Genomic DNA, 22,109 nt, shown 5'->3' on the forward strand with positions numbered 1-22,109 from the left:
CTGCGGCGGGGTCCCGTAACGAGAACGAGACCCGGAGAGCGTCCGGCGACCCCTGGTCCTGCGATCCTACTTCTTATAGGTTATATGAAACGTGGATCCGCTGACCATACGCGCCACGCATCGCGTCCCGCGCATCGCCGGACCACGCACCACACTGCATCACGCACAGGAGCCTTCACATGACCCAGGCCCTCCCGTCCGACGCGGAGCATGCGCACTTCGTCGGGGGCACCCCCTTCTTCGCCTCCCGCCACGACCAGCGTCTTTCGTACGCCTTGTACGTGCCCAAGGATCACACGGCGCAGGCGGCGCCCCTGCCGCTCGTCGTCATCCAGCACGGCACGGGCCGCTCGGCCGAGCTCTACCGCGACCGCTGGAAGGAGTTCGCCAGAGCACACCGCTGCATCATCCTCACCCCGCTGTTCCCGGCCGGTCTGGGACGGCCCGGCGAGCTGCACAACTTCAAGTTCCTCAAGTACGAGGACATGCGGTTCGACGAGGAGCTGCTGCACATCGTCGACGAAGTGGGCGAGCTGTTCAACGCCCGGTCCGAGCGGTTCGTGCTGCACGGGTTCTCCGGCGGCGGCCAGTTCGTCCACCGCTTCGCCTACGTGCACCCCGGGCGGCTGGCGGGACTGTCGATCGGCGCCCCCGGCCGCATCACCCGGCTCGACGACTCGCTGCCCTGGTGGCTGGGTGTCGCGGACTTCAAGGACCACTTCGGCGCCACCATCGACCTCGACGCGCTGCGCCGGGTCCCGGTGCAGATGGTCGTCGGCGCCGAGGACACCGACACCTGGGAGATCAACAACCCGGGCGACTCCAACTGGATGGACGGCGTGGAGAAGACGGGCGCCACCCGGATCGAGCGGCTGCGCACCCTGCGGGACGACTTCGAGCGGCAGGGGATCGAGGTGCGGTTCGACCTGGTCCCGGGCGTCGGACACGAGGGCGTTGGTGTGGCGCCCGCGGTGCAGGAGTTCGTGGCGGACGTGCTCGCCCGACGTACGACGACATGAAATAGTCACGACGCCCATTGACAATGTCGTCGTCGCTGCTACGTTACCGTCATGTCGCACGACGCATGTCGGGGCGGCGAACGAGCCCCAAGGGTCCCTCGACGGCTCCCGAAGGAGCCTCGGGCCCGGGCCGGCCAGGACGCGTGGAGCGTGTCCCGCGGCGACGGCAGACCATAGGTAAGGACATCTTGTTCCATGGGCGATTTCCTCCACTCGTTCTTCGACATCCATCAGATCCTGGACGTGCTGCCCACCCTCCTCGGTGAGGGACTGCGCAACACACTGATCATCGCGGCGCTCTCGCTGATCCTCGGCCTCGCGGCCGGTCTGCTGCTCGCCATGCTCCTGATCCAGGGCCAGTGGTGGCTGCGTGCCCCGGCCCGCATCTACGTGGACGTCTTCCGCGGGCTCCCGGCCATCGTGACCGTCAGCCTCATCGGCATCGGCCTGCCCTCCGCGAACGTCAAACCCTTCGGCGACTCGCCGACCGGCTACGCGATCCTCGCGATCGGCCTCATCAACGCCGCGTACATCGCGGAGATCTTCCGCTCCGGCATCCAGAGCGTGCCGGGGGGCCAGACGGAGGCGGGCCGGAGCCTGGGCATGAGCCACCTCGCGACGCAGATGCTGATCGTCGTCCCGCAGGGCATCAGGAACGTGCTGCCCGCGCTGGCCAACCAGTTCATCGTCGCCGTGAAGGAGTCCGCGCTGGTCTACCTGCTCGGTCTCGCAGTCGGCGAGCGCGAGCTGTACTTCATCGCCCAGCAGGCCCAGGCGACCACCTACAACTCCTCCTCGTTCGTCGCGGCCGGCCTGATCTACATCGCCTTCACCGTGCCGCTGACGCACCTGGTCAACTGGTTCGACCGGCGCCTGCGCGAGGGCGGCAAGCACCCCACACCCACCGACGGCCAAGGCGACGACAAGACCCTGTCACCTCTGAACACGACCACCCTGGAGGCAGGAGTATGACGACGGAACAGGCAGCCCCGCTCACCGGCAAGGCGCCCGAGCGGCCGCCCGAGGGCGAGCCCGCCATCGAACTGGTCGACGTCTGCAAGTCGTTCGGCAAGACCGAGGTACTCAAGGGAATCTCGGCCACGGTCGGTGCAGGCGAGACCGTCTGCCTCATCGGAGCATCGGGCTCCGGCAAGTCGACTCTGCTGCGATGCGTCAACCTGCTCTCGCCCCCCACCTCCGGGACGATGCGGCTGCACGGCAAGACGATCACCGACCCGAAGGTGGATCTGAACGCCGTACGCTCCCGCACCGGCATGGTCTTCCAGCACTTCAACCTCTTTCCGCACAAGACCGCGCTGGACAACATCGCCGTGGCGCTGCGCCGGGTGCGCAAGATGTCACGCGAGGAGGCGCGGCAGCGCGGGCTGGCCGAGCTGGAGAAGGTCGGCCTGCGCCATCTCGCCTCCTCACGGCCGGGGCAGCTCTCCGGCGGCCAGCAGCAGCGGGTCGCCATTGCCAGGTCGCTCGCGATGGAACCCGACATCATGCTGTTCGACGAGGCCACCTCCGCCCTCGACCCCGAGCTGGTGAAGGGCGTCCTCGACGTCATGAAGGACCTCGCCTCCTCCTCCGGCATGACGATGGTGGCCGTCACCCACGAGATGGGCTTCGCCAGGGAAGTGGCCGACCGTGTCCTGTTCATGGACCGCGGCGTGGTCGCCGAGGAGGGCCCGGCCCGCGAAGTCCTCACCTCCCCCCGCACGCCCCGGCTGCAGTCCTTCCTCTCCCAGGTGCTGTGACCCCGTGGCCCGGCACCTCCCACCGGGACGGGCCACGAAACGTTCTCCACGGGTCAGGCCGAAAGGCCTCGGCCCACCCTCCGGCGGCCGGCGAGCGCGCCGTGCCCACCCCGGTGCTCCGCTCCGTCGCTGGGCCGTGCCGCCTGCCGCCCCGAGCAGACACGCGGTGATCATGACCAACGACGTGCCGGCCCTCGGCCTGCGCCCGGTGCACGCCCTACTCAAAGACCTCGACAGCCGCGGCATGCGGCTGCACTCCCTGCTCGTGCACCGGCACGGCCGGACAGTGCTCGACCTGTGGCGCTGGCCCCACGAACCTGGCCTGAAACACAAGATGCACTCGGTGACGAAGAGCTTCACCGGCACCGCCGTGGGCTTCGCCGAGGCCGAGGGACTCCTGCGGCTCGACGACCCGGTTCTGTCCTTCTTCCCCGGCCGGCCTGCCGAACCCGGGAGCGACCTGCTCTCCTTCATGCGGATACGCGACCTGCTGACCATGCAGACCGGCCACCCCAGGGGGCTGTCAGGGGCGACGACACGGCTGCGCACCACAGGCTGGGCCGACGAGTTCTTCGAGGAGCCCGTGGTGGGACTCCCCGGCCGCCACTACCAGTACAACTCCACCACAAGCCACGTCCTGTCCGCCGTCGTCCAGCAGGCCACCGGCGAACCCGTCGACGCCTACCTGCGCCCGCGCCTGTTCGAGCCGCTCGGCATCACCGACTTCACCTGGGAGCACGACCCGGAGGGCGTCGCGAGCGGCGGCAACGGCCTGTCCATGCTGCCCCGTGACCTGCTCGCGTTCGGCGTCCTCCACCTTGAGGACGGCGTCCGGGCAGGACGGCGCGTCCTGCCGGTCGGCTGGGTGCAGAAGGCGTCCGCGCTGCATGTGCGCAAGGCGGTCAGCGGCACGTACAACGGCACGGAGATCGTGCCGCCGCCACCCGCGGGCCCGGAGGACGAGGGCTACGGATTCCAGTTCTGGACCACCCCGGACGGCGTGTACAACGCATCGGGCATCTTCGGCCAGGAGTGCATGGTCTTCCCGAGGCACGACGCGGTCGTCGTGACGACCGGCGCCATGGGCGACGGCACCTACCACGACCTGCCCGGCATGCTGCGAAAGACCTTCGCCGAGGCGTTCGGCGACCCGGCCCCCGACCCGGGCTCGGCCGAGGCGGTCCGGGAATGGCAGGCCCGGGCACAGGAACCGGAGGGGTGGACGGACACCACCGTGTGCCATGCGGGTCTGCGCCGGACGTACGACTTCCCCGAGAACGGCCAGGGGCTGCGCTCACTCTCCCTCGACGTGCGCGACGACTCGGTGTTGGTCGTGATCGAGGACGAGCAGGGCCGCCACGGGATCGAGCACGGGAGCGGACGCTGGGTCCGGCAGCGTACCGGCGTCAGCACCTGGCGGCTGCACCACTCCTACCAGGAGGAGTCGGCACTGCTGCTGGCCAGCGCCGAATGGCTCGACAGGCGCGGAAACGAGGCCGAGACCCTCGGCCTGACCTGGTACTTCGCCGAGTCGCCCTTCGTGGATCACCTCACGGTCCGCATCGGCGAGTACGACGTGAGCGTGGAACGGTCCGTCAACATCAACTCCGGTCCGACGCGCCTGCCGTCCCTGCGCGGTACTCGCCGCGCCTGACGGGACGATCCTCAGCCGGCGCCCGGCCCCCGCACGGCCCGATCGGAGTCGGGGGAGGCGAGGGTGCGCGGATGCGTCCATGGCAGCAGAGGACGTCCGGGGAGCCCGGACACCACCTCGAACGGCCGGTCATGGCCCGGGTAGAGCACGTCCGCACGGGCACGCACCAGTTCCAGCGAGCGGGCCGCCGCCTGCTCGCCGGCCGTCACCCGCGTGCAGCGGCCGGTCCGCAGCGCCCGGGCGGAGGAGACCGCATCGCCCGTCAGCAGCGCGGTGCCCGTGGCCGTCCGCACGGTGAGGCCGACCGAACCCTCGGTGTGCCCGGGCAGCCCCACCACGCTCACGCCGTCGGCCAGTACCTGGCCGTCGAGGGCGTCGTGCACCGTGCAGTGCGTGAGCACCGCTGCCGACCACGGGGGAGTGAACGGGTCGTCGGCGGGGGCGGCGGCGAGGTGGGCCGCCTCGGCCGGGTGCAGCAGCACCTCGGCCCGCTGGAAGAGGTCGGCGTTCTGGAAGTGGTCCCAGTGCCCGTGGGAGAGCACCAGCGTGTCCATGTCGTCCGGAGTCAGGCCGCGCAGCCCAAGCGCGGCCAGCAGGGCGCGCCTGCGTCCTGTGTGCCCGCAGTCGAACAGGATGCGCCGCCCGTGCGCGGTGACGAGGTACACCGCGCCGAAGCCGCTGCTGCCCTGCCCCCAGCTCTGCCCCATGCCGACCAGCAGGGTGTCGACGACCGGTGTCCCGTCCGCCGGTACGGCAACAGGCGCAGGCATTCCGGACTCCGTGCGGCCGGTGTCAATCGACTCAGGCATCCGCGGCCTCCGTGCGCTCCTCGCCCAGCAGCCCGCGGTACACGTAAGGCAGGACGCCTCCGTGCGCGAAGTAGCGTGCCTCCTGTGCGGTGTCCAGCCGGGCCGTGGCCTCGAACGTGAACGGCGGCCGGTCGCCCCCGCGCGGCCGGACCTCCACCGTCACGGTCGGCCTGGCGGATTCCGCCACCTCCGCGATCCGGCGCACGTCGAACGTCTCGGTGCCGTCGATGCCCAGGGAGTCGGCGCTGTCGCCGTCGAGGAACTGCAGCGGCAGCACGCCGAGCAGCACCAGGTTGGAGCGGTGGATGCGTTCGAAGGAGCGGGCGAGGACGGCCTTGACGCCGAGCAGCGCCGTCGCCTTGGCCGCCCAGTCGCGGGAGGAGCCCGTGCCGTACTCGCGGCCGGCGACCACCAGAAGCGGGGTGCCGGCGGCGGCGTAGGACCGGGCGGCCTCGTGGACCGGAACCAGGGCGCCCTGCCGTGTGAAGTCCGGCGTGACCGCTCCGGTCGCGCCGGGGGCGAGGCGGTTGTCCAGCCGGGGGTTGGCGAAGCCGCCGCGCACCATCACCTCGTAGTTCCCGCGGCGAGAGGCGTAGGTGTTGAGATCGGATTCGCCGTGCGCTGCGAGGTGGCGTCCCGCCGGGCTGGAGGCGGGGATGCGGCCGGCCGGGCTGATGTGGTCGGTGGTCACCGAGTCGCCGAGCAGCACCAGGGCTCGGGCGCCGGTGATGTCGCGCGGCTCGGGCACCTCCTCGTCCACGCCGTCGAGGAACGGCGGACGGCGCAGATAGGTGGAGCCGGCGGGCCATGGGAACAGGTCGCCGTCCGCGGCGGGTACGGCCGCCCAGCGCGCGTCACCGTCCCAGATCCGCTCGTAGGCGCGGGTGAACAGCTCGGGCACCAGGTGGGCGCTGACCACCTCGTCCACCTCGGCGTCGCTAGGCCACAGGTCGGCGAGGTGCACCGGGAGGCCGTCGCTGTCCGTGCCGAGCGGGTCCTTGGCCATGTCGTGGGTGACGGAGCCGGCCAGCGCGTAGGCGACGACCAGCGGGGGCGAGGCGAGGAAGTTCATCGAGACGTCGTTGTTGATGCGTCCGTCGAAGTTTCGATTGCCGGACAGCACGGAGGCGACGACCACGTCCCGCTCGGCGACGGCCTCGGCGGCCTGCGGCAGCAGCGGTCCCGAGTTGCCGATGCAGGTCATGCAGCCGTAACCGACGAGCTGGAAGCCGAGTTCGTCCAGCGGCTTCGTCAGACCGGCGCGGTCGAGGTAGTCGGTGACGGTGCGCGAGCCGGGCGCAAGGCTGGTCTTCACCCACGGCTTGACGGTCAGACCGCGGGCGCGAGCGTTGCGCGCGAGCAGGCCGGCGGCGACCATCACGTGCGGGTTCGAGGTGTTGGTGCAGGAGGTGAGGGAGGCGATGGCCACGGCCCCGTCGCGAACCTGGCCGTCGCCGACGCCGCCGGCCCTCGGCCGCGTGCGGCGGCCGGCGGTCAGGGCCCTGACCGCCTCGGCCGCGCCCGCCGGGACCTCGGCAAGCGGCAGGCGGTCCTGCGGGCGGCGCGGTCCGGCGAGGGACGCCGACACCTCTGACAGGTCGATGGTGAGGTGCTCGTCGAAACGCGGGCGGTGGCCGGGCTCGTGCCACAAGCCCTGCTCCTTGGCGTACGTCTCCACGGCCGTGCGGTGGTCCTCGGGACGGCCGGTCAGCCGCAGGTAGTCCAGCGTGGCACGGTCCACGGGGAACAGCGCGGTCGTCGCGCCGTACTCCGGGCTCATGTTGGAGATCGTCGCCCGGTGTGCCAGAGGGAGGCGGGCCACCGCGTCGCCGGTGAACTCGACGAACTTGCCGACCACACCGTGCTCCCGCAGGGTCTGGACCACGGTGAGCACCAGGTCCGTCGCCGTGACACCGAGGCCGAGCTCGCCGATCAGCTCGACCCCCACCACGGGCGGTACGGAAATGCTGAGCGGCTGCCCGAGCAGGGCGATTTCGGCCTCGACGCCGCCGATCCCCCACGCCAGCACGCCGAGAGCGCTGACCATGGTGGTGTGCGAGTCGGTGCCCGCGCAGGTGTCGGGGAAGGCCCAGCCGTCCCGCCGCTCCACCACGCCGGCCAGGAACTCCAGATTGACCTGGTGCATGATGCCGGCACCCGGGGGGACGATGTGCAGGTCTCCCAGGCGCTCGCCCCACTTCAGGAAGCGGTAGCGCTCCGCGTTGCGGGCGTACTCCCGCTCGACGTTCAGCCGGAGCGCGTCCGGGCGGCCGGAGACCTCGGCGGCGATGGAGTGGTCCACCGTCAGATGGCTGGGGATACGCGGGCGGACCCGGCGGGGATCGCCGCCGGCTGCCGCGACCGCGTCGCGCAGCGCGGCGAGGTCCGTGAGTACGGGGACGCCGTTGGTGTCGTGCAGCAGCACGCGCGACGGGGAGAACGGTACGTCCCCGCCGGCCTCCCCGCGTACCAGCTTCTCGATGTGCTCCGCCGTCACCACATGCCCGTCCTCGTGGCGGAGCAGGTTCTCCAGCAGGATCTTGTGGCTCATCGGCAGCCGATCCGAGCCGGGGACGGCATCCAGCCGGTGCACCGTGAAGCCCTCATCGGCCAGCTCGAGCCGTGTGAGGCTGCCGAAGCTGTTCAACGACCCTGTACGCATCATGCCCCTCCTTGAATAGCCTATAAGCTATATGAATCTTGGGCCGACACCAAGCGGCCCCGGACCGGGCGCGGTCCGGGGCCGGGAGCATTGCGGGAATGGATGCGTCCGGGGCCTGGCGGCTAGCGGGACGTCGGCGACGCCGGGGCGACCACGGCGGCCGAGCCGTCCGAGCGCGGGTCGCTGCCCGCGCCCAGCGTGCCGTCCTCATCGACAGACACGACGTTGAAGTGGCCCAGGAACTCGGTACGCGAGGGCACCTCGCGCACCGGGAAGCCGTCGTCCGCCAGCTGCTGGACCGTGCCGCGCGCCACATCGGCCTCGTGGTGGACGGTGTCGGAGGGGTCGCCAGGACGCCGCGGACCGACCACGAACCGGGGTGCGTCCACCGCCTCCTGCGGGGAGCGCCCGTCCATCAGGCCGAGCAGCACCTGGGCGTGGATCTGCGGCTGTCCGTGGCCGCCCATCGTGGAGTTGACCCACCGCAGGCGCTCGCCGCGGGTGACCAGCACGGGCATCAGCGTGTGCTTGGGGCGCTTGCCGGGGCGCAGCACGTTGGGCGAGGCAGGGTCGAGGGAGAAGCCGGTGCCGCGGTTTTGCAGGAGGATGCCTGTCGTGGGCTCCAGCACGGCGGCGCCGAAGCTGCCGTACACGCTCTGGATGAGTGAGACGGCCCAGCCGTGCGAGTCGGCCGCGGCGATGCCGATGGTGTCGCCGCGGGCCAGGGAGGGCGCGGCGACCGGTTCGGCGGACCGGGGCGCGCGGGCGCGGATGCGTTCCAGCACCGCGTCGAAGCCGTCGTGCTCGACATCGCCGGTGGCGAAGTCGGGGTCGGCCAGGAGGATGTCGCGCACCTGGGTGCCGTCGTGGAAGAGGCGGGCGAGGACGTCGGCGGGTACCCGGCCCGGGGCGCCGTCCAGGCCGAGCGCCGTGAGCGCGCGTACCGTGCGCAGCAGGGCGAAGCCCTGGGTGTTGGGCGGGCTGGTGTACACCCGCAGGTCACCGAGGGGCGCGGAGAGGGCGTCCACGGTGCGGGCCGCGTAGCCGGCGAGGTCCTCGGTCGTCATGGGGCAGCCCAGGTCCCGCAGGCCCTGGGCGAGAGCGGCGCCGACCGGGCCGCCGTACAGCGCGCCGGGCCCGTCCGCTGCGATCTGTTCGAGGGTTCGGGCGAGCCGCTCCTGCACCAGGGTCCGTCCCTGGCCGGGGAAATCGCCGCCGGGCGCGAAGACCCGCTGCGCGCCGGTGTCCTTCGTGAGCCGCTCGGGGGCGGCGGCGAAGGCGGCGGCCAGCGAGCCGGAGACCGGGAACCCGTCGGCGGCGTACGTGACGGCGGCCTTGAAGTGGTCCGGCCAGTCGAGTGCGGCGCCGCGCCGGTGCAACTCCTCCCAGCCGCGCACCGAGCCCGGCACGGTGACGGTGTCCGGGCCCTTTGAGGGCAACTTGGCGCCGTGCCGGGCGCGCATCTCCTCCAGCGAGCGGGCGGCGGGCGCGGTCCCGGTCGCGTTGACGCAGGTGATCGTGTTCTTCGGATCGCGGATCAGCGCCACGAGGTCGCCTCCGACGGAGGTGTTGTGCGGATAGACCACGGTGAGTACGGCGGCCGCGGCCAGCGCCGCGTCGACCGCGGTGCCTCCCGCGTGGTACGCCTGCTCTCCCGCCTCGGTGGCGAGGTGGTGCGGGGTGGCGATCGCGCCGTGTGTCGTTGCCAAGGTAGCTCCTCAACCAGATGGGCGGGCGGCGTGGCAGCGCGGGTAATGTAGCAGCCACGACGAAAAGGAAGAAGATTGATATGGATGCGTCAGAGGCGCCGGAGAAGAGCTCCCTCGCGAGCCGCGTCAACCACGAGTGGAGCCGTCTGAGCAAGGCGGAGCGGGTCGTGGCACGCCATCTCGCCGCCTCACCGCCGGAGCAGATCATGCTCGCCACCGCGAGCGACATCGCCCGGCGCGCCGGCACCAGCGACGCCACCGTCGTGCGCACCGCCCGTCGCCTCGGCTACGCGGGCCTGCCGGATCTGAAGAACTCCCTCGGTGCGCACGCCTCGGCGGGCGGCCCACCCCAGTTGAGTTCCCGCCTGGAGGCCTCCCGGGCGGCCGAGGACCTGGGGGCCACCGCCAGGCAGATCGTCGACGACGCGCTGAGCCGCATCACCCGCTTCGGCGACGGCCTTGACGTGGAGCGGCTGGCCGAGGCGCTGCGGCTGCTCACCGACGCCGCGGAGGTCTTCTGCTACGGCTGGGGGGTCAACGAGATGAGCGCTCGTTACCTCGCCCTCAAGCTTCGCCGGGCCGGCAAGCGCGCCCTGGCATCCGGCGCCACCGGCTTCGCCTTCGCCGACGACCTGCTGGCCCTCACCTCACGGCACACTGTCGTGATCTTCGCACCGGGCCGCCCGCTGCCCGATCTGAGGCTGCTGGTCGCGCAGGCCCGGGCCGCGGGCGCGGGCCTGATCCTGGTCACCGAACAGCCGGAGCAGGAGATCGCCTGCGACGTGGACGTGGTCCTGCGCGAACAGGGCTCGCCCGGCGGCCTGACAGCGGAGCCCCTCTGCTCGCTGCTCATCGCCGACCTGCTGGTCCTCGCCGTCATGGCTGTCGACAAGGACCCCGCCGTCAACACCTACGCGCTGCTGACCCGGCTAAGGAGCGAGATCGTCTCAGGCGAGTGACGCCTGCGGGGCCGGCGCCGCCCTCCCGTGTTCCACCCCACCCGCTTTGCTCTGCCGTGATGCGCTCCGGCTAGTTTGTGTGCAGGACAGCACTGGACAGCACTGGACAGCACAGGACAGGTACGCGGGCCCGTGGCGGCGAAGGCGCACGGGAGACGGGAACGGGAGGTCGGGGAGGGTGTCGCTGCGCGGAGGTGATCCAGCCGAGATCGGAGGCTATCCGCTTGAGGCGCGGCTCGGCTCGGGCGGTATGGGCACGGTCTTCCTGGCCCGCATGACGTCGGGGCGGCCCGTCGCGATCAAGCTGATCCACCAGCAGTTCGCGGAGGACGACGAGTTCCGCATCCGCTTCCGGCAGGAGGTGGCGGCGGCGAGGCGGGTGAGCGGCGCGTTCACCGCCGCCGTGGTCGACGCCGCTCCCGAGGCCGAGCAGCCCTGGATGGCGACGACGTACATCGAGGGGGACACGCTCGCCCAGCGCATCACCGCACAGGGCCCACTGGACGGGGAGGAGCTGCGCAGGCTCGCCATCGGGCTGGCCGAGGCGCTGCGGGACATCCACCGGGTGGGGGTCGTCCACCGCGATCTGAAGCCGTCGAACGTCGTGCTCTCGCCCGAGGGCCCGCGCGTCATCGACTTCGGCATCTCGCGCGCCGCCGACCAGCAGACGCTGACGATGACCGGGCGGGTCATCGGCACGCCGCCCTTCATGTCGCCCGAGCAGCTGCAGGCGCCGCGCGGTGTCGGTCCGGGCTCCGACGTCTTCTCGCTCGGGACGCTGCTGGTGTACTCGTCGACGGGCCGCGGGCCCTTCGACGCGGACAGCCCCTACATGACGGCCTACCAGGTGGTGCACGAGGAGCCGTCGCTCGGCTCCGTGCCGGCGGCCCTGCGCTCCGTCGTCGAGGCGTGCCTGGACAAGGAGCCCGGGCGGCGCCCCTCGGCCGACGAACTCCTCGTGCTGCTGCGGGACCTCCCGGCCGACCTGGGCGCGGGCGGCACGGACGGGGCGGGCGCGAACGGGCCCGGCGCCGGCCGCACCCGGGACATGGTCACCCAGCACCACGTCGCGATGCCCGACACCGCGGCGGCAGGCCCTCCCGCGGGCACGGACACGGCAAGCGGCAGGGCCCCCGGCGGCCGGTTGCGCCGCCGCTGGCGGCCCGCGCTCGCCGTCGCGGTCGCGGTCGCGGCGATCGGCGGCGGCGTCGCCGCGCTGCGGACGGGCGGCTTCGACGGGCACGGCGACGGCGGGAAGGGCAGCGGCGTCGCGGCGCCGAGCGCCGCGCTCCCCGCCGGCTTCGCGCCGTGGCAGGAGACCGTGAAGGGCGGCCGCCCGGACATCCCCGACGAACTGCGCTGCGTCGCGCGCCTCGATGCGCTGTTCTGCGGGGGCGGCAGTGTCGTGGCGACCCGCATCAGCGCACGGGACGGTTCGCGCGCGTGGACGGTGAAGAGCCCGGGCGTTCCCGTCGAGGGCATGCACATGGTGGGCGCCACAGGCGACACCGTGCTCGGTTACCGCTTCGCCGCCGAGCACGCCCCGCAGGGCCCTCCCCGCGAGGTGGTGGCGCTCGACGCGCGCACGGGCAGGCAGCTGTGGTCCGTGCCGTTCGGCAACCAGTCGCAGGCCGTCACCGGGCGGAGTGAGGACGCCGTCGTGGCCGGCTCCGACGTCGTGACGGTCGACGCGTCCAACTCGCGCTTGGAGGACCGGCACGCGCACAGCGGTGCGGTCGTCTGGACCACGCCGTTCCCCGCGGGTGAGCAGTGCGCTCCCGTCGTGGCGGGGGCGCGGCTGCTGGCGATGTGCGCGACGAGCCAGGAAGTCGACTCCGTCGACGTGCGCCACGCCACCATCCGCACGGTCGACCGCGCCTCGGGAAAGCTGGGCAGGCCGATCGCGGTCGACGGCTCGCTCGTGCCGATGGGCGTCGCGGGAGGCCGGCTCGTGCTCCTGCGGGAGCATTACGAGGGGACGGCGCTCACCGGATACGACGGGGTGGTCCGGGTCGACCCGGCCTCCAGGAAGGTCACGTACTCCCGGCTGGCCAGGACGTACGCGGGAACGCCCGGCATGGCGAACGGTACCGTCTACGTGAGCGGGCACGCCGGCCTCATCACGGCGTTCGACCCGGCGACCGGCCGTGAGAAGTGGTCGCGGCAGACGGGCGTGGAGGGCGCGTCGGGCCCCACCGCGGGCGCCGGCGCGCTGTACTTCAGCTCGGCCACCGGCCGGGTCGTCGCCCTTTCGCCGCGCACCGGCAAGCAGCTGTGGACGACGATCCCGAAGGCCGACGGCCCGACCGGCGAGCAGGGAGCAGGACCGCGCGTGACCGTCGCGGGGCGCGCGGTGGTCGTGGCCGCGGCCGACAACACACTGTTCGCCTTCGACACGCAGAAGCCGCCGAAGGTGGGCTGACGCCGGTCCTACCGGTATGGAGGCCGTCGCCGGTCATCTGCCCCGGGACTCGAACGTCCGCGTGGTTGCCCCTTCGCACCTGCCGCGTCTGCCCTTCAGCGGTACGCCAGTGCCCCGACGCTCCTTGCGCGAGGGGCTCGTGGCGGGCGAGGCTGAACATTTGCGATCGGAGGGGTGTTTGATGCACGCGAAGGACCGGAAGCCGAAAGCGGTGCAGCGGAAGGCCGCACCGGCGCCAGGCCGCGGCACATCCGCCGACGTCGCCGGCACGCACCGTCCCGTCGGTGCCGGCGCCCACAGCCCCCAAACCCTCCGGACCCTCCAGCGCAGCGCGGGCAACGCGGCGGTCGTCCGCTCGATCGAGCAGAATGCCGCGCGGCAGCCGGGGCAGGCAGGCGGCCCCGGCTCGGCACTCCCCGTCCAGCGGGCGCCGAAGGGCCCGTTCATGCAGGGCTACGACCGCCCGGGCATCTCCAACGCGGCGACCGAGGAGATGCTGAGTTACCAAGGAGCGGACGGCGCGCCGTCCTCACCGCGGGCGGAGCAGCGTCTGAAGGAACTCAAGGGCGACAACCAGTTCGACACCGCGCTCGCCGCCAACTGGAAGGCGGGCAAGCGCACGGGCCAGACGCAGAGCGGTGTCCCCATCTCGCGAAACCACCGGCTGTCGGACCACTATGTCGGTCACGTCATGGAGAACGCCGCCGCGGCCCGGCGCAAGGCCGGCAACGACGGGTTGCGCGTAGTGGAGATCGACACCGCGGTGAAGCAGTTCGTCACCGCGTGCGCTCCGTCCGGATCGGTCGACCACATCATGGACGAGTTCGGCCGGCTCTCCGGGGGGAACTTCAGAGACGTCGTCGGTGCGGCCTCGAACAACGGCCGGAACCTGCGAGCGGGCCACTCCCGTGAGAACTCCACCATCCAGGAGCACTTCGACCCGGGCATCATCGTGGGCGGCACCGCGACGCCCATCACCAAATCCATCATGGAAGCCGTGAACAATCTGGCTGCCAAAAAGGTCATCGAGAAGTCGTTGGCGGAAGAAGCGCTTCAGCCCTACCGGGGCTGGACCTCCTCCGACGTCCGGGAACGCGCCTGACCGTCAAGAGCACGTGACCCGTGGGCGAGAACCCGCCCCCGGCCGGCGAGTACCGGTCCGTGGGCGGGTCCGTCAGCGGGTACGGCTACGGCGCCTACGCGACGTCCGCGCTGTCCACCAGGGCCACGCGGTGGTTGTACTGGATCGTCCAGAACTTCTGCGACCCGGTGACGTGCTTGTCGCCCGTCACGAAGAAGTCGTCCGAGCTGACCGGCGGCTGCGTCGCCACGTACGCCTGGCCCGCGGGGAAGGAGTACACGGTCAGCGGCTTCTCGGTCGACGGGGAGAGGCCCGAGGGGTACTCCGAGGCCTTCGGGTAGCCGGAACCGTAGAGCGCGGCGCTGTCACCGGTCGGCTTGACGATGGTCGCGCCGTGCGCCGGCATGGTGTTGCGGCCGCCCGGGTTGTAGAACCACACCTTCGACCCGCTGAACCAGATCGCGGTCCAGTCGCCGCTGACCTCGGCCACCACGAACTGCTGCCCGTCCTCGACGGTGCTTCCCCAGTCGTTGATCTCGTCCGTGCCCTTGCCGTCGGAACCCGGGTGCACGGCCGGGTCCGCGAAGAGCGGCGCCTTGGCGTCAGGTGCGGTGCGCACGGGAACGAAGTTGGCCGGCTCGGTGCGGTCGGTGCAGGCGGTGGTCTTGCCGCTGGGGTCCTCGGCCGGGCAGACGTGCACGGTCTGCTTGTTGCCGTCAAAAGGCGGTGTGATCGTCACCGCGGAACCCACCTCGGGGGTGCGCCCCGTCCGTGTGCCGTAGCCCGCGCCGACCATGCCCATGAAGCGCGACCAGTCCCAGTACGGGCCCGGGTCCCAGTGCATGCCCGCCACGTAACTGTCCAGCGGACCCGGCACGTTGTCGTGGCCGATGATGTGCTCGCGGTCCAGCGGGATGTCGTACTTCGCCGCCAGGTACTTCACCAGCTCGGCGGTCGCCCGGTACTGCGTCTGCGGGTACCAGCTCGCACCCTGGGCGGCGAAGCCCTCGTGCTCGATGCCGATCGAGTGCATGTTGAACCAGTAGTTGCCCGCGTGGTACGAGATGTCCTTGTCGGGCGTCATCTGCGTGACGGCGCCGTCCGACGCGCGCATCACGTAATGCGCCGAGTCGGCTCCGCCGTTCTTCTGGAACGTGTCGATCGCCGCCTGGTACGACGACTCCGTGTCGTGGATGACGATGTACTTGATGTCGACACCGTCGCCGGGCCGGTTCGCGACCTGGCCCGCGGAGGCGGCCGCCGGCAGGTACGTGCAGTCCACGGTGGTGGGGCACTCGGGCGTGACGGTGGACTTGGCCGCCTTCAGCTTCAGCTCGGACAGCTGCCCCGTCGAGGGGCGCACCGACGGCTTGGCCGCCAGCTTCAGGCTCTGCCCGTCCTGCGTCTTGCGGCTGACGCCCGACGTGACGGACTTGAAGACCCGGTCGGCGAACAGGCCGGCGGCCTTCTGATCGGGCGACTGGCTGTAGCGTGCCACCGCGCCGTACCAGGACGCCGCGTCGGACGGGGTGCCGCCCGTCAGCTTCTTCTCGTACGACGCAAGCAGCGCCGCGCCGCCGCGGATGTTGTCGCGGTCGTCCGTGCGCAGGTCCTTCTCGGAGGTGCCCGTGAGCTTCGCCGCCGCTGTCAGCGTGTGCAGGGCGGGGCTCGACGTCAGCGACGCGATGTCACCGCGCCCGGCCGCACCCGCGGCGCCGCCGGACATCATCTTGGCGGTGACGTCCGTCAGGTTCATCGGGCCGTAGCCGCCCGACGTGTTGTACTGGCCGCCGTGCGCGTCCCACAGCGATTCCTGGTAGGAGACGCCGAGGAGGACGTCGAGCGGTACGTGGAACTCCTTCGCCGCGTCCGCGAAGTCCGCCTGTCTGTCCTGCGGACCGGAGTCGCCCGTCAGGGCGGCCTGGGCGGACGGCAGTGCCACCAGACACCCCGCGGCCACCGCGGCTCCCGCCGCTATCCCCACCAGCAATTTGCGCGGCTTCTTCTTGTGTGCAGACTTTCGCAAGGAATTTCCCTCGGTGAAGCGCTTCTTGGTGCGCTGTCAGGCGGCGCCCGGCTCGATGCGGCGCCACCGCGGTCGTGACAACGTCGTCAACGTATCAAGGCGTCCGGGGGAGTCCTGAGGTGGACCGGAACGCCCCGGGACGCCGTGAAACCCCTGCTCACGGACGTCTGACCGGCTCTCTCGCTTGCCGCGACGGGGAGGGCGGCGGCTAACCGGACCCCGTCGTTCGCGGCGTCGCAGCCCGCCCACCCGATGCGGGCACAACAGCCTCACAGGATCTCTCCAACGTGCCGCTGGGTGATCGGCGGCGGTCCCGCGCCGCAGGTCCGGCGCATCGGCCGCGATCTTTCGCCCGCATTCCCCGGCGCAGGTCACCCGTGCCGTACGCAAAGGCAGCGGAGTCAGTGGAATTGATCCGCCCGTTTGTCGGCATACCCGCCAACTCGACTGTGTGCACGGGAATTTGATCTGTTTCTCGGCCTTTGCGGCCGTTAAGGTGACCGCTTGTCAGGTGCACGATTGAACACTACGGGGATGGGATCGATGAGGATTCCTTCAAGCACACCAGGCAACAGAAAACGACGGGGACGGATCGCCGCGCTGCTGGCGGTCCTGTCGCTGCTGACCGTCGCGGCGGCGGGCACGGCCCAGGCGAGCACGGGGAGCGGCGGCCGCTCCGGCGGCGGCGCCACGCTGAGCGACTCGGTCGTCCGCACGATCGACGCGCAGGCCGACGCCGCACGCGCCGGCACGGCGCCGGTGCACGGCAGGCTCGCCCAGGCGCCGCAGTGGGCGAAGACCGCCGCCCACCACCTGCGCACCACCGGCTCAGCACTCATCACCGACGACACCCGGCCGACCACCGGGTCGGGGGAGCCCGCCAGGATCACGGTCCCCGGCGGGGACATGACCGTACGGCAGCTGATGCGCAAGGCGGCCGCCGCACGAGGTCCCGAGGCGTCCGCCACCGCACCCGCGCCGGCGGCCGCGAACGCCGACGACGACATGACCGTCAACGAGTGCGTCAACAACCACGGCGCGTACGGCCGGGGGCAGGGCTACGGCAAGACGCGGTTCGTCTCCTGCCAGGCCCAGCGCCTGCACATGCTGTACGTGGACTGCTGGTGGTTCGGCATCAACTGCCGGGTGAAGGCCGCCGCGGACGTCACCGTCGCCGACATCCGGTACACCGAGAACGCCGGCAAGGGCAGTTCGGGCCGCTACTTCTGGAACTACCAGTTCCTCAGCGGCTTCCACGTGTGGGGCGACCTGAGCAAGCTGAGCCTCACCGTGGACGAGTCCTGCACCGCCCAGACCGTGAGCGGGCACGCCTCCGGACCCTGCACGGGCTCCGACGGCCCGACGACCAAGTCCCTCGCCGCCTGGTACGCCGAGGCCGAGATCTTCGGAGGCATCACCTGGACGGTGCACGACTGGGAGCAGCCGGCATCCGCCGGTTGGGGCCCCGACCGCCTCAGCTACGCCCGCCTGCGGTGGCACTACCGGGTCAAGGGGTCGGAGGTGTCCATCCACCCGGACGGGCCGCCGGCCCAGGTGCGCTGCGACTCCGCCGCCTACCTGAGGGCCGACGCGGGCGAGGGCTGCGTGTTTCCGTGGGTGACGGAGACGATGTGGTTCAGCCTCGCCAAGCAGGGCGGCTCCGCGCAGAACGTGAAGGCCGGTCTCTACTCGCCGGCGTCCACCAAGCCGCCGAAGGCGGGCAAGTCCATCCCGGGACGGCCCGGGACGACCCCGCTGCACCGCACCCGCGACACCACCCAGGTCGACGCACACCGCGCCCAGGCCGTCGCGTCCTGCGACACGTACTTCCCCGGCTACCGTGCCAAGAAGGAGCAGTGCGACGAGTTCCCCTTCGCGTCCACACTGGAAGGGGCCACCCCGGCCCTGAACTACAGCGTGAAGGCGATCTCGCGGAGCGACAACGCGTCCGGCGGCGCGGTCGAGAAGAACTTCTGGACCCTTCGCCGCATCATCGCCGATGACGCCGACAAGGTGAACGACCCGTTCTGGGTCGACGTCAGGGCCTGAGCGCGGTAGACAGGCAGGGGGGGAGCAGCGACTGGTCTCCGCGCGCCGCGGGACGGCGCTGCTGCTCAGCGGCTTGAGCGACCACTATGCCGAGCTGTCCCTGGAGTGCTGGTCGGCCGAGCCCCCCGCCCCCGACCCGGCGCCGTACCCCGCGTGGGAGGCGGTCGCCGAGGCCCCGTTCCGTGCGGCGAGCGGAAGCCTGGAGTCCTCGTCGGGCCTGCTGCTCGAAATGGGCGCCCACCGCCTTGAGGTGGCGCCCGGCACCTACGCGCTCCGCGCCTGGACGGCGGGCGCCGACGCCGCGAACGAGCGCGAGGCGAATGGCGAGTTCATGCCACGCGGCGCGGAGCGCTGGGTCGTCCGGCTGTGGCGGACGGGCGGGGCCTGAGGTCAGACGGCGGGCAACATCTCCGCGACGTACCGGCGCTCTGAAAGCCTGCTGGACTGACGGGCCCGTTGCGGGCAGCGAGCCACGGACAGGTCAGGGGCCAGTAATGCGCCGCCACCCCGTCAGTTCGCCGCGGGTGTAAACGCGGATAGTGATGGTCGCTCGCGAGCCCGGCCAGGCAAGCGCGATGCCGGCGACTCCTCCGGGGTGGGTATGGGCGACTGCTGCGGTGCGAGCCGTGTCCCTGGGGGTGACGGTCACGACAGGGTCAGCGTCACAGTTCCGGGTGATGAGGACGACCGTGGAAGCAACCGCGCCCGTGGGCGCGGGAGGCGGGAGCAGCGAATGCCGGGGAGCCGGGGACACGGTCTCCGTGGAAGGGGGCGAGTGCACGGAGTCGGGCACGAGCGATTCGCGGCCTTCCTGAAGTGTGGTGCCGCAGACGGACAGGCGAGACGGAGGCGGCACTCTGGGCGTGCATCCCGACAAGGCAGTGGTACCGGCGACCAGCGCCGCCGGAACCACCAGGGGTAATCCGGTGCGAATGGACGTGCGAAGCATCCGAGAGGGAGCGCTCATGCCGTTAAGCCATCCTTCACCGGCGGCCCATGGACAACTCTCACCAACATGAGGCGCATCGTAGGGTGTCGGCCGACTTCTTCTCCGTCCGTCGGCGCGATCACGCGCGGCGCGGGGCGATGAGGAAGGCGCGGACGGTCTTGCCGCTGGGCGGGTAGGGGACGGTGTCCCAGTGGTCGGCGAGCGCGGCGACGAGCAGCAGGCCGCGCCCGCCGGGGCACAGCGCATCGGGGGCGGTGCCTGTCTCGGGCGGCCGCGGATGGCGGTCGCCGCGCGCGTCGGTGACGTCCACGCGCAGGCGGCCGCGCGGCGGGTCGAAGACGAGTCCGAGCCGGAAGTCGCGGCCGTTCGCGCGGCCGTGCAGTACGGCGTTCGCGGCGAGTTCCCCGACCACGAGTTCGGCACGCTCCGTGAGGTCCGGGGCCGCGTCCCATGCGTGCAGCTCGGTCACGGTCAGCAGCCGGGCGAGCCGGGCGCCGCGCCGCGTCGATGACAGCAGCTGGGAGAAGGTCCGGGCGGGGACGGGGGCGAGGGGCGCGACCTGGTTCATGGGGCCAGCGTGGCCGCCGGGGCGGGGCAGCGCGAGCGGTTCGGTCCGTACGCTGAGTCAGCGTACGGGCACGGACGGTGGACGGTACGCGGTGTTTCCGTCACGCTGAGTCCCGAGCGCGAGGACCGCGACGACCCGTCGCGGAGCGCGAACCGGGAGAGGGGCGGGCGGGAATGGGCGACGTCGAGGGGGTCGTTACGGGGGCAGCGGCGGGCGCGGGGAGTGCGGGCAGCGCCGGCGGGACGGTGGCAGGCGCGGCGGCGCCGACCGCACCGGCGGGCGCGGGCGCACCGGCGGGGGAGTGGGAGCGCGAGCCCCACCCGTCGGACAGTCTGCGCACGTTCGGCGCGGTCGTCCAGGCGCTCCGCGAACACGCGGGGCTCAGCCGAGTCGACCTCGGCGCCCGGGTCCAGTACTCCAAGCACACGGTCGAGTCGGTGGAGTTGGGCCGCCGCATGCCGGACGAGGCGTTCGTGGAACGCGCGGAGGAGGCGCTCGGCAACACGGGCGCGCTGCGGAGGGCGTCCCGGCACCTCAGCCGTGGCGAGGCCGGGTTCGCTGCCTGGTTCCGTCGGTGGGCCCGGCTGGAGAGGGAGGCGATCAGCCTGTGCACGTACGAGTGCCGGCTGGTGCCGGGGCTGTTGCAGTCGGAGGGCTACGCGCGGACGGTGTTCGAGGGCACGATCCCGCTGCGGACGGACGAGGAGCTGGAGGCGCAGCTCGCGGCCCGGATGGAGCGTCAGGCGATGATGCGCGAGCGGCCGAGGGTGCCGTTCAGCTTCATCGTCGAAGAGCACGTGTTCCGGCGCCGGTTCGGGGACGCTCGGGCGATGCGGGAGCTGTTCGACCACGTCCTGGAGCGCAGCGCGCCGCGCAACGTCACGTTGCAGGTGGTGCCGTCGGGGGCCGGGTTGCATGCGTGCCTGGACGGGCCGGTGCAGGTGCTGGAGACGGCGGAGGGGCGGCGGCTCGGGTACTCCGAAGGCCAGGAGAACGGGCGGCTGATCTCCGACGTGAAAGTGGTGAGTGTGCTCTGCCAGCGCTATGACACACTGCGTTCGCAGGCCCTGAACCCCAAGGAATCCCGGGCCTTGCTGGAGCGAATGCGAGGAGAGGCATGAGCATGGGTACGGGAGAACTCGCCTGGTTCAAGTCCAGCTACAGCGGCAGCCAGGGTGACAGCTGCGTGGAGGTCGCGCTCGGCGAACGGTCCGTTCACGTACGGGACTCCAAGGACGTGACTCTCCCGGCCTTCGCCGTGGGCGAGGAGAGCTGGGGGCAGTTCGTGCGGTTCGCGTCCGCCGGCTGAACCGACCGGGTCGGGCCCGAGAGCGGAAGCCGCTCTCGGGCCCGACCCGCATGTGCGGGTAACGATATGTGAGCATCGTGATACCGTCTGTTGCGACAAACTCAATAGATGACCCCGAAGCGCACCAACGCTCCGGGGTCGGGCACAAGGAGCCAACACTCCCCATGCACATTCATCGTAGCCGCCCCACGCGCGGCTTCACTGTCCTACCCAACGCGTTGTTGCAGGACCGACGGTTGTCGTACACCGCCCGGGGCCTGCTCGCCGACCTCCTGTCGCGCCCGGACGGCTGGCGCGAGGATGGCCGCAAGATGGCCGACACGAGCCCGCAGGGCCGCCTCGCCGTGGCGAAGGCGCTGCGCGAACTGGCCGCGTTCGGCTACTACCTCGTCGAACGCGTGCGCCACGCGGACGGCACGTTCAGCAGTCAGGTCCATGTCTTCGACGTGCCCGGGGGTGCCGGGGCGGTCGCGCCGGGTGCCGTGGACCCGGGTCCCGGTCGACCGGCTGCCGACGGCGCGGACGCCCACCCCGTAAATACCCCGGAGAAAGAACCCACCCTCCCGCGTCAGCGCGTAGGTCGGCGCGCAGCGCGCGACGCCGCGTTGCACGCCGGGGCGGGCGGCAGGGAGTCGAGCTCCGCACTCACCGCCGAACCGCCGGACGCGGGGACGGGCGAAGCCGCAGCCCTCCTCCATCGCGTGACAGCGCCGGAGCCACGCCTGCGCCTGGGCGCGGTCGAGGCGGCGGCACTCGCCCCGCTGGTCACGCCCTGGCTGGACCGGGGCTACGGCCCCCGTGAGCTGGCCCACGCCCTCCTGGACGGCCTGCCTGGCCGGATCCACAGCGCCTCCGCCCTCCTGCGCGACCGCCTCACCCGCAAACTCCCACCGGCCGCGGAGCCACCCGCCCCGCCACGGGCCCCGCGCCCGCACGAGTGCACGGAGTGCGGTCGGCCAACGGCCCACGAAGGCATGTGCGGCCTCTGCGAGAACCTGAACGCGCCGCTCCCGGCCGCGCCGTCCGAGCACGCCACCGCGGCCACCCGGGGCCGGGCGCTGGTGCGCGCCTTCCTTGAGAGCAGTGCTCTCGATTGCGACATCCCGCTTCCCGGAGGAGCCTGACTGCCCGGC

General features: G+C 71.6%; 17 protein-coding genes. 12 read left to right on the forward strand and 5 right to left on the reverse strand.

Going from position 1 to position 22,109, the window contains the following annotated elements; genetic code table 11:
* Positions 1 to 179 precede the first annotated feature (179 nt).
* From IH48_RS0109215 to IH48_RS0109230, 4 genes are all read left to right on the forward strand, one after another.
* Positions 180 to 1,019 carry a hydrolase gene (locus tag IH48_RS0109215; protein WP_030901631.1) on the forward strand — a complete coding sequence of 280 codons (840 nt, stop codon included), beginning with the start codon at positions 180 to 182 and terminating at the stop codon, positions 1,017 to 1,019.
* Positions 1,020 to 1,214: 195 nt separating this feature from the next.
* Positions 1,215 to 1,991, forward strand: coding sequence for an amino acid ABC transporter permease (locus IH48_RS0109220; protein WP_030901634.1), 777 nt, complete (start codon positions 1,215 to 1,217; stop codon positions 1,989 to 1,991).
* Entirely contained in the window at positions 1,988 to 2,779 is a 792-nt protein-coding gene (locus tag IH48_RS0109225) for an amino acid ABC transporter ATP-binding protein (RefSeq protein ID WP_078849578.1), read from the forward strand. Before IH48_RS0109220 ends, IH48_RS0109225 begins: the two co-directional genes overlap by 4 nt.
* Positions 2,780 to 2,951: 172 nt before the next feature.
* Positions 2,952 to 4,433 carry a serine hydrolase domain-containing protein gene (locus IH48_RS0109230; protein WP_158710265.1) on the forward strand — a complete coding sequence of 494 codons (1,482 nt, stop codon included), beginning with the start codon at positions 2,952 to 2,954 and terminating at the stop codon, positions 4,431 to 4,433.
* An 11-nt stretch (positions 4,434 to 4,444) separates the two neighbouring features.
* Here the strand turns inward: IH48_RS0109230 and IH48_RS0109235 are convergent, their stop codons facing one another.
* The 3 genes from IH48_RS0109235 to IH48_RS0109245 form a co-directional block, all read right to left on the reverse strand.
* Entirely contained in the window at positions 4,445 to 5,203 is a 759-nt protein-coding gene (locus tag IH48_RS0109235) for an MBL fold metallo-hydrolase (RefSeq protein ID WP_030901643.1), read from the reverse strand.
* Between the two features lie 31 nt (positions 5,204 to 5,234).
* Positions 5,235 to 7,907, reverse strand: coding sequence for an aconitate hydratase AcnA (gene acnA / locus IH48_RS0109240; RefSeq protein WP_030901645.1), 2,673 nt, complete (start codon positions 7,905 to 7,907; stop codon positions 5,235 to 5,237).
* Positions 7,908 to 8,026: 119 nt separating this feature from the next.
* Positions 8,027 to 9,613, reverse strand: a complete 1,587-nt coding sequence (locus IH48_RS0109245) for a gamma-glutamyltransferase family protein (RefSeq protein WP_030901648.1) — start codon at positions 9,611 to 9,613, stop codon at positions 8,027 to 8,029.
* A gap of 80 nt (positions 9,614 to 9,693) precedes the next feature.
* On the opposite strand from IH48_RS0109245, the gene IH48_RS0109250 reads away from it, so the two are divergent.
* The 3 genes from IH48_RS0109250 (at position 9,694) to IH48_RS0109260 (ending at position 14,096) form a co-directional block, all read left to right on the forward strand.
* Positions 9,694 to 10,572 carry a MurR/RpiR family transcriptional regulator gene (locus tag IH48_RS0109250; RefSeq protein ID WP_030901651.1) on the forward strand — a complete coding sequence of 293 codons (879 nt, stop codon included), beginning with the start codon at positions 9,694 to 9,696 and terminating at the stop codon, positions 10,570 to 10,572.
* Between the two features lie 178 nt (positions 10,573 to 10,750).
* Entirely contained in the window at positions 10,751 to 12,994 is a 2,244-nt protein-coding gene (locus IH48_RS0109255; RefSeq protein WP_030901654.1) for a serine/threonine-protein kinase, read from the forward strand.
* Positions 12,995 to 13,010: 16 nt separating this feature from the next.
* The gene (locus tag IH48_RS0109260) at positions 13,011 to 14,096 is read left to right on the forward strand and encodes a hypothetical protein (RefSeq protein WP_158710266.1); all 1,086 of its coding nucleotides are present in this window, start codon (positions 13,011 to 13,013) and stop codon (positions 14,094 to 14,096) included.
* 94 nt (positions 14,097 to 14,190) lie between these two features.
* Here the strand turns inward: IH48_RS0109260 and IH48_RS0109265 are convergent, their stop codons facing one another.
* A complete protein-coding gene (locus tag IH48_RS0109265; RefSeq protein ID WP_030901659.1) occupies positions 14,191 to 16,101 on the reverse strand; it encodes an N-acetylmuramoyl-L-alanine amidase in 1,911 nt (636 codons plus the stop codon).
* Between the two features lie 543 nt (positions 16,102 to 16,644).
* Between IH48_RS0109265 and IH48_RS0109270 the strand changes: the two genes are divergently transcribed.
* Positions 16,645 to 18,150 (forward strand): NucA/NucB deoxyribonuclease domain-containing protein, encoded by a 1,506-nt coding sequence (locus tag IH48_RS0109270; RefSeq protein ID WP_158710267.1) that lies wholly within the window; start codon positions 16,645 to 16,647, stop codon positions 18,148 to 18,150.
* Positions 18,151 to 18,223: 73 nt separating this feature from the next.
* A complete protein-coding gene (locus tag IH48_RS0109275) occupies positions 18,224 to 18,538 on the forward strand; it encodes a hypothetical protein (RefSeq protein WP_030901665.1) in 315 nt (104 codons plus the stop codon).
* A gap of 679 nt (positions 18,539 to 19,217) precedes the next feature.
* Here the strand turns inward: IH48_RS0109275 and IH48_RS0109280 are convergent.
* The gene (locus IH48_RS0109280; RefSeq protein WP_030901668.1) at positions 19,218 to 19,667 is read right to left on the reverse strand and encodes an ATP-binding protein; all 450 of its coding nucleotides are present in this window, start codon (positions 19,665 to 19,667) and stop codon (positions 19,218 to 19,220) included.
* A 173-nt stretch (positions 19,668 to 19,840) separates the two neighbouring features.
* Between IH48_RS0109280 and IH48_RS0109285 the strand changes: the two genes are divergently transcribed.
* From IH48_RS0109285 to IH48_RS34325, 3 genes are all read left to right on the forward strand, one after another.
* Positions 19,841 to 20,788 (forward strand): helix-turn-helix domain-containing protein, encoded by a 948-nt coding sequence (locus tag IH48_RS0109285; RefSeq protein ID WP_078849582.1) that lies wholly within the window; start codon positions 19,841 to 19,843, stop codon positions 20,786 to 20,788.
* Positions 20,785 to 20,976 carry a DUF397 domain-containing protein gene (locus IH48_RS0109290; protein ID WP_030901672.1) on the forward strand — a complete coding sequence of 64 codons (192 nt, stop codon included), beginning with the start codon at positions 20,785 to 20,787 and terminating at the stop codon, positions 20,974 to 20,976. Before IH48_RS0109285 ends, IH48_RS0109290 begins: the two co-directional genes overlap by 4 nt.
* 236 nt (positions 20,977 to 21,212) lie before the next feature.
* Positions 21,213 to 22,100, forward strand: coding sequence for a hypothetical protein (locus IH48_RS34325; protein WP_030901674.1), 888 nt, complete (start codon positions 21,213 to 21,215; stop codon positions 22,098 to 22,100).
* The last annotated feature ends 9 nt before the right edge of the window (positions 22,101 to 22,109 follow it).

This window comes from Streptomyces sp. NRRL F-5126, assembly GCF_000721265.1.
In the GTDB taxonomy this organism is placed as follows: Bacteria; Actinomycetota; Actinomycetes; order Streptomycetales; family Streptomycetaceae; genus Streptomyces.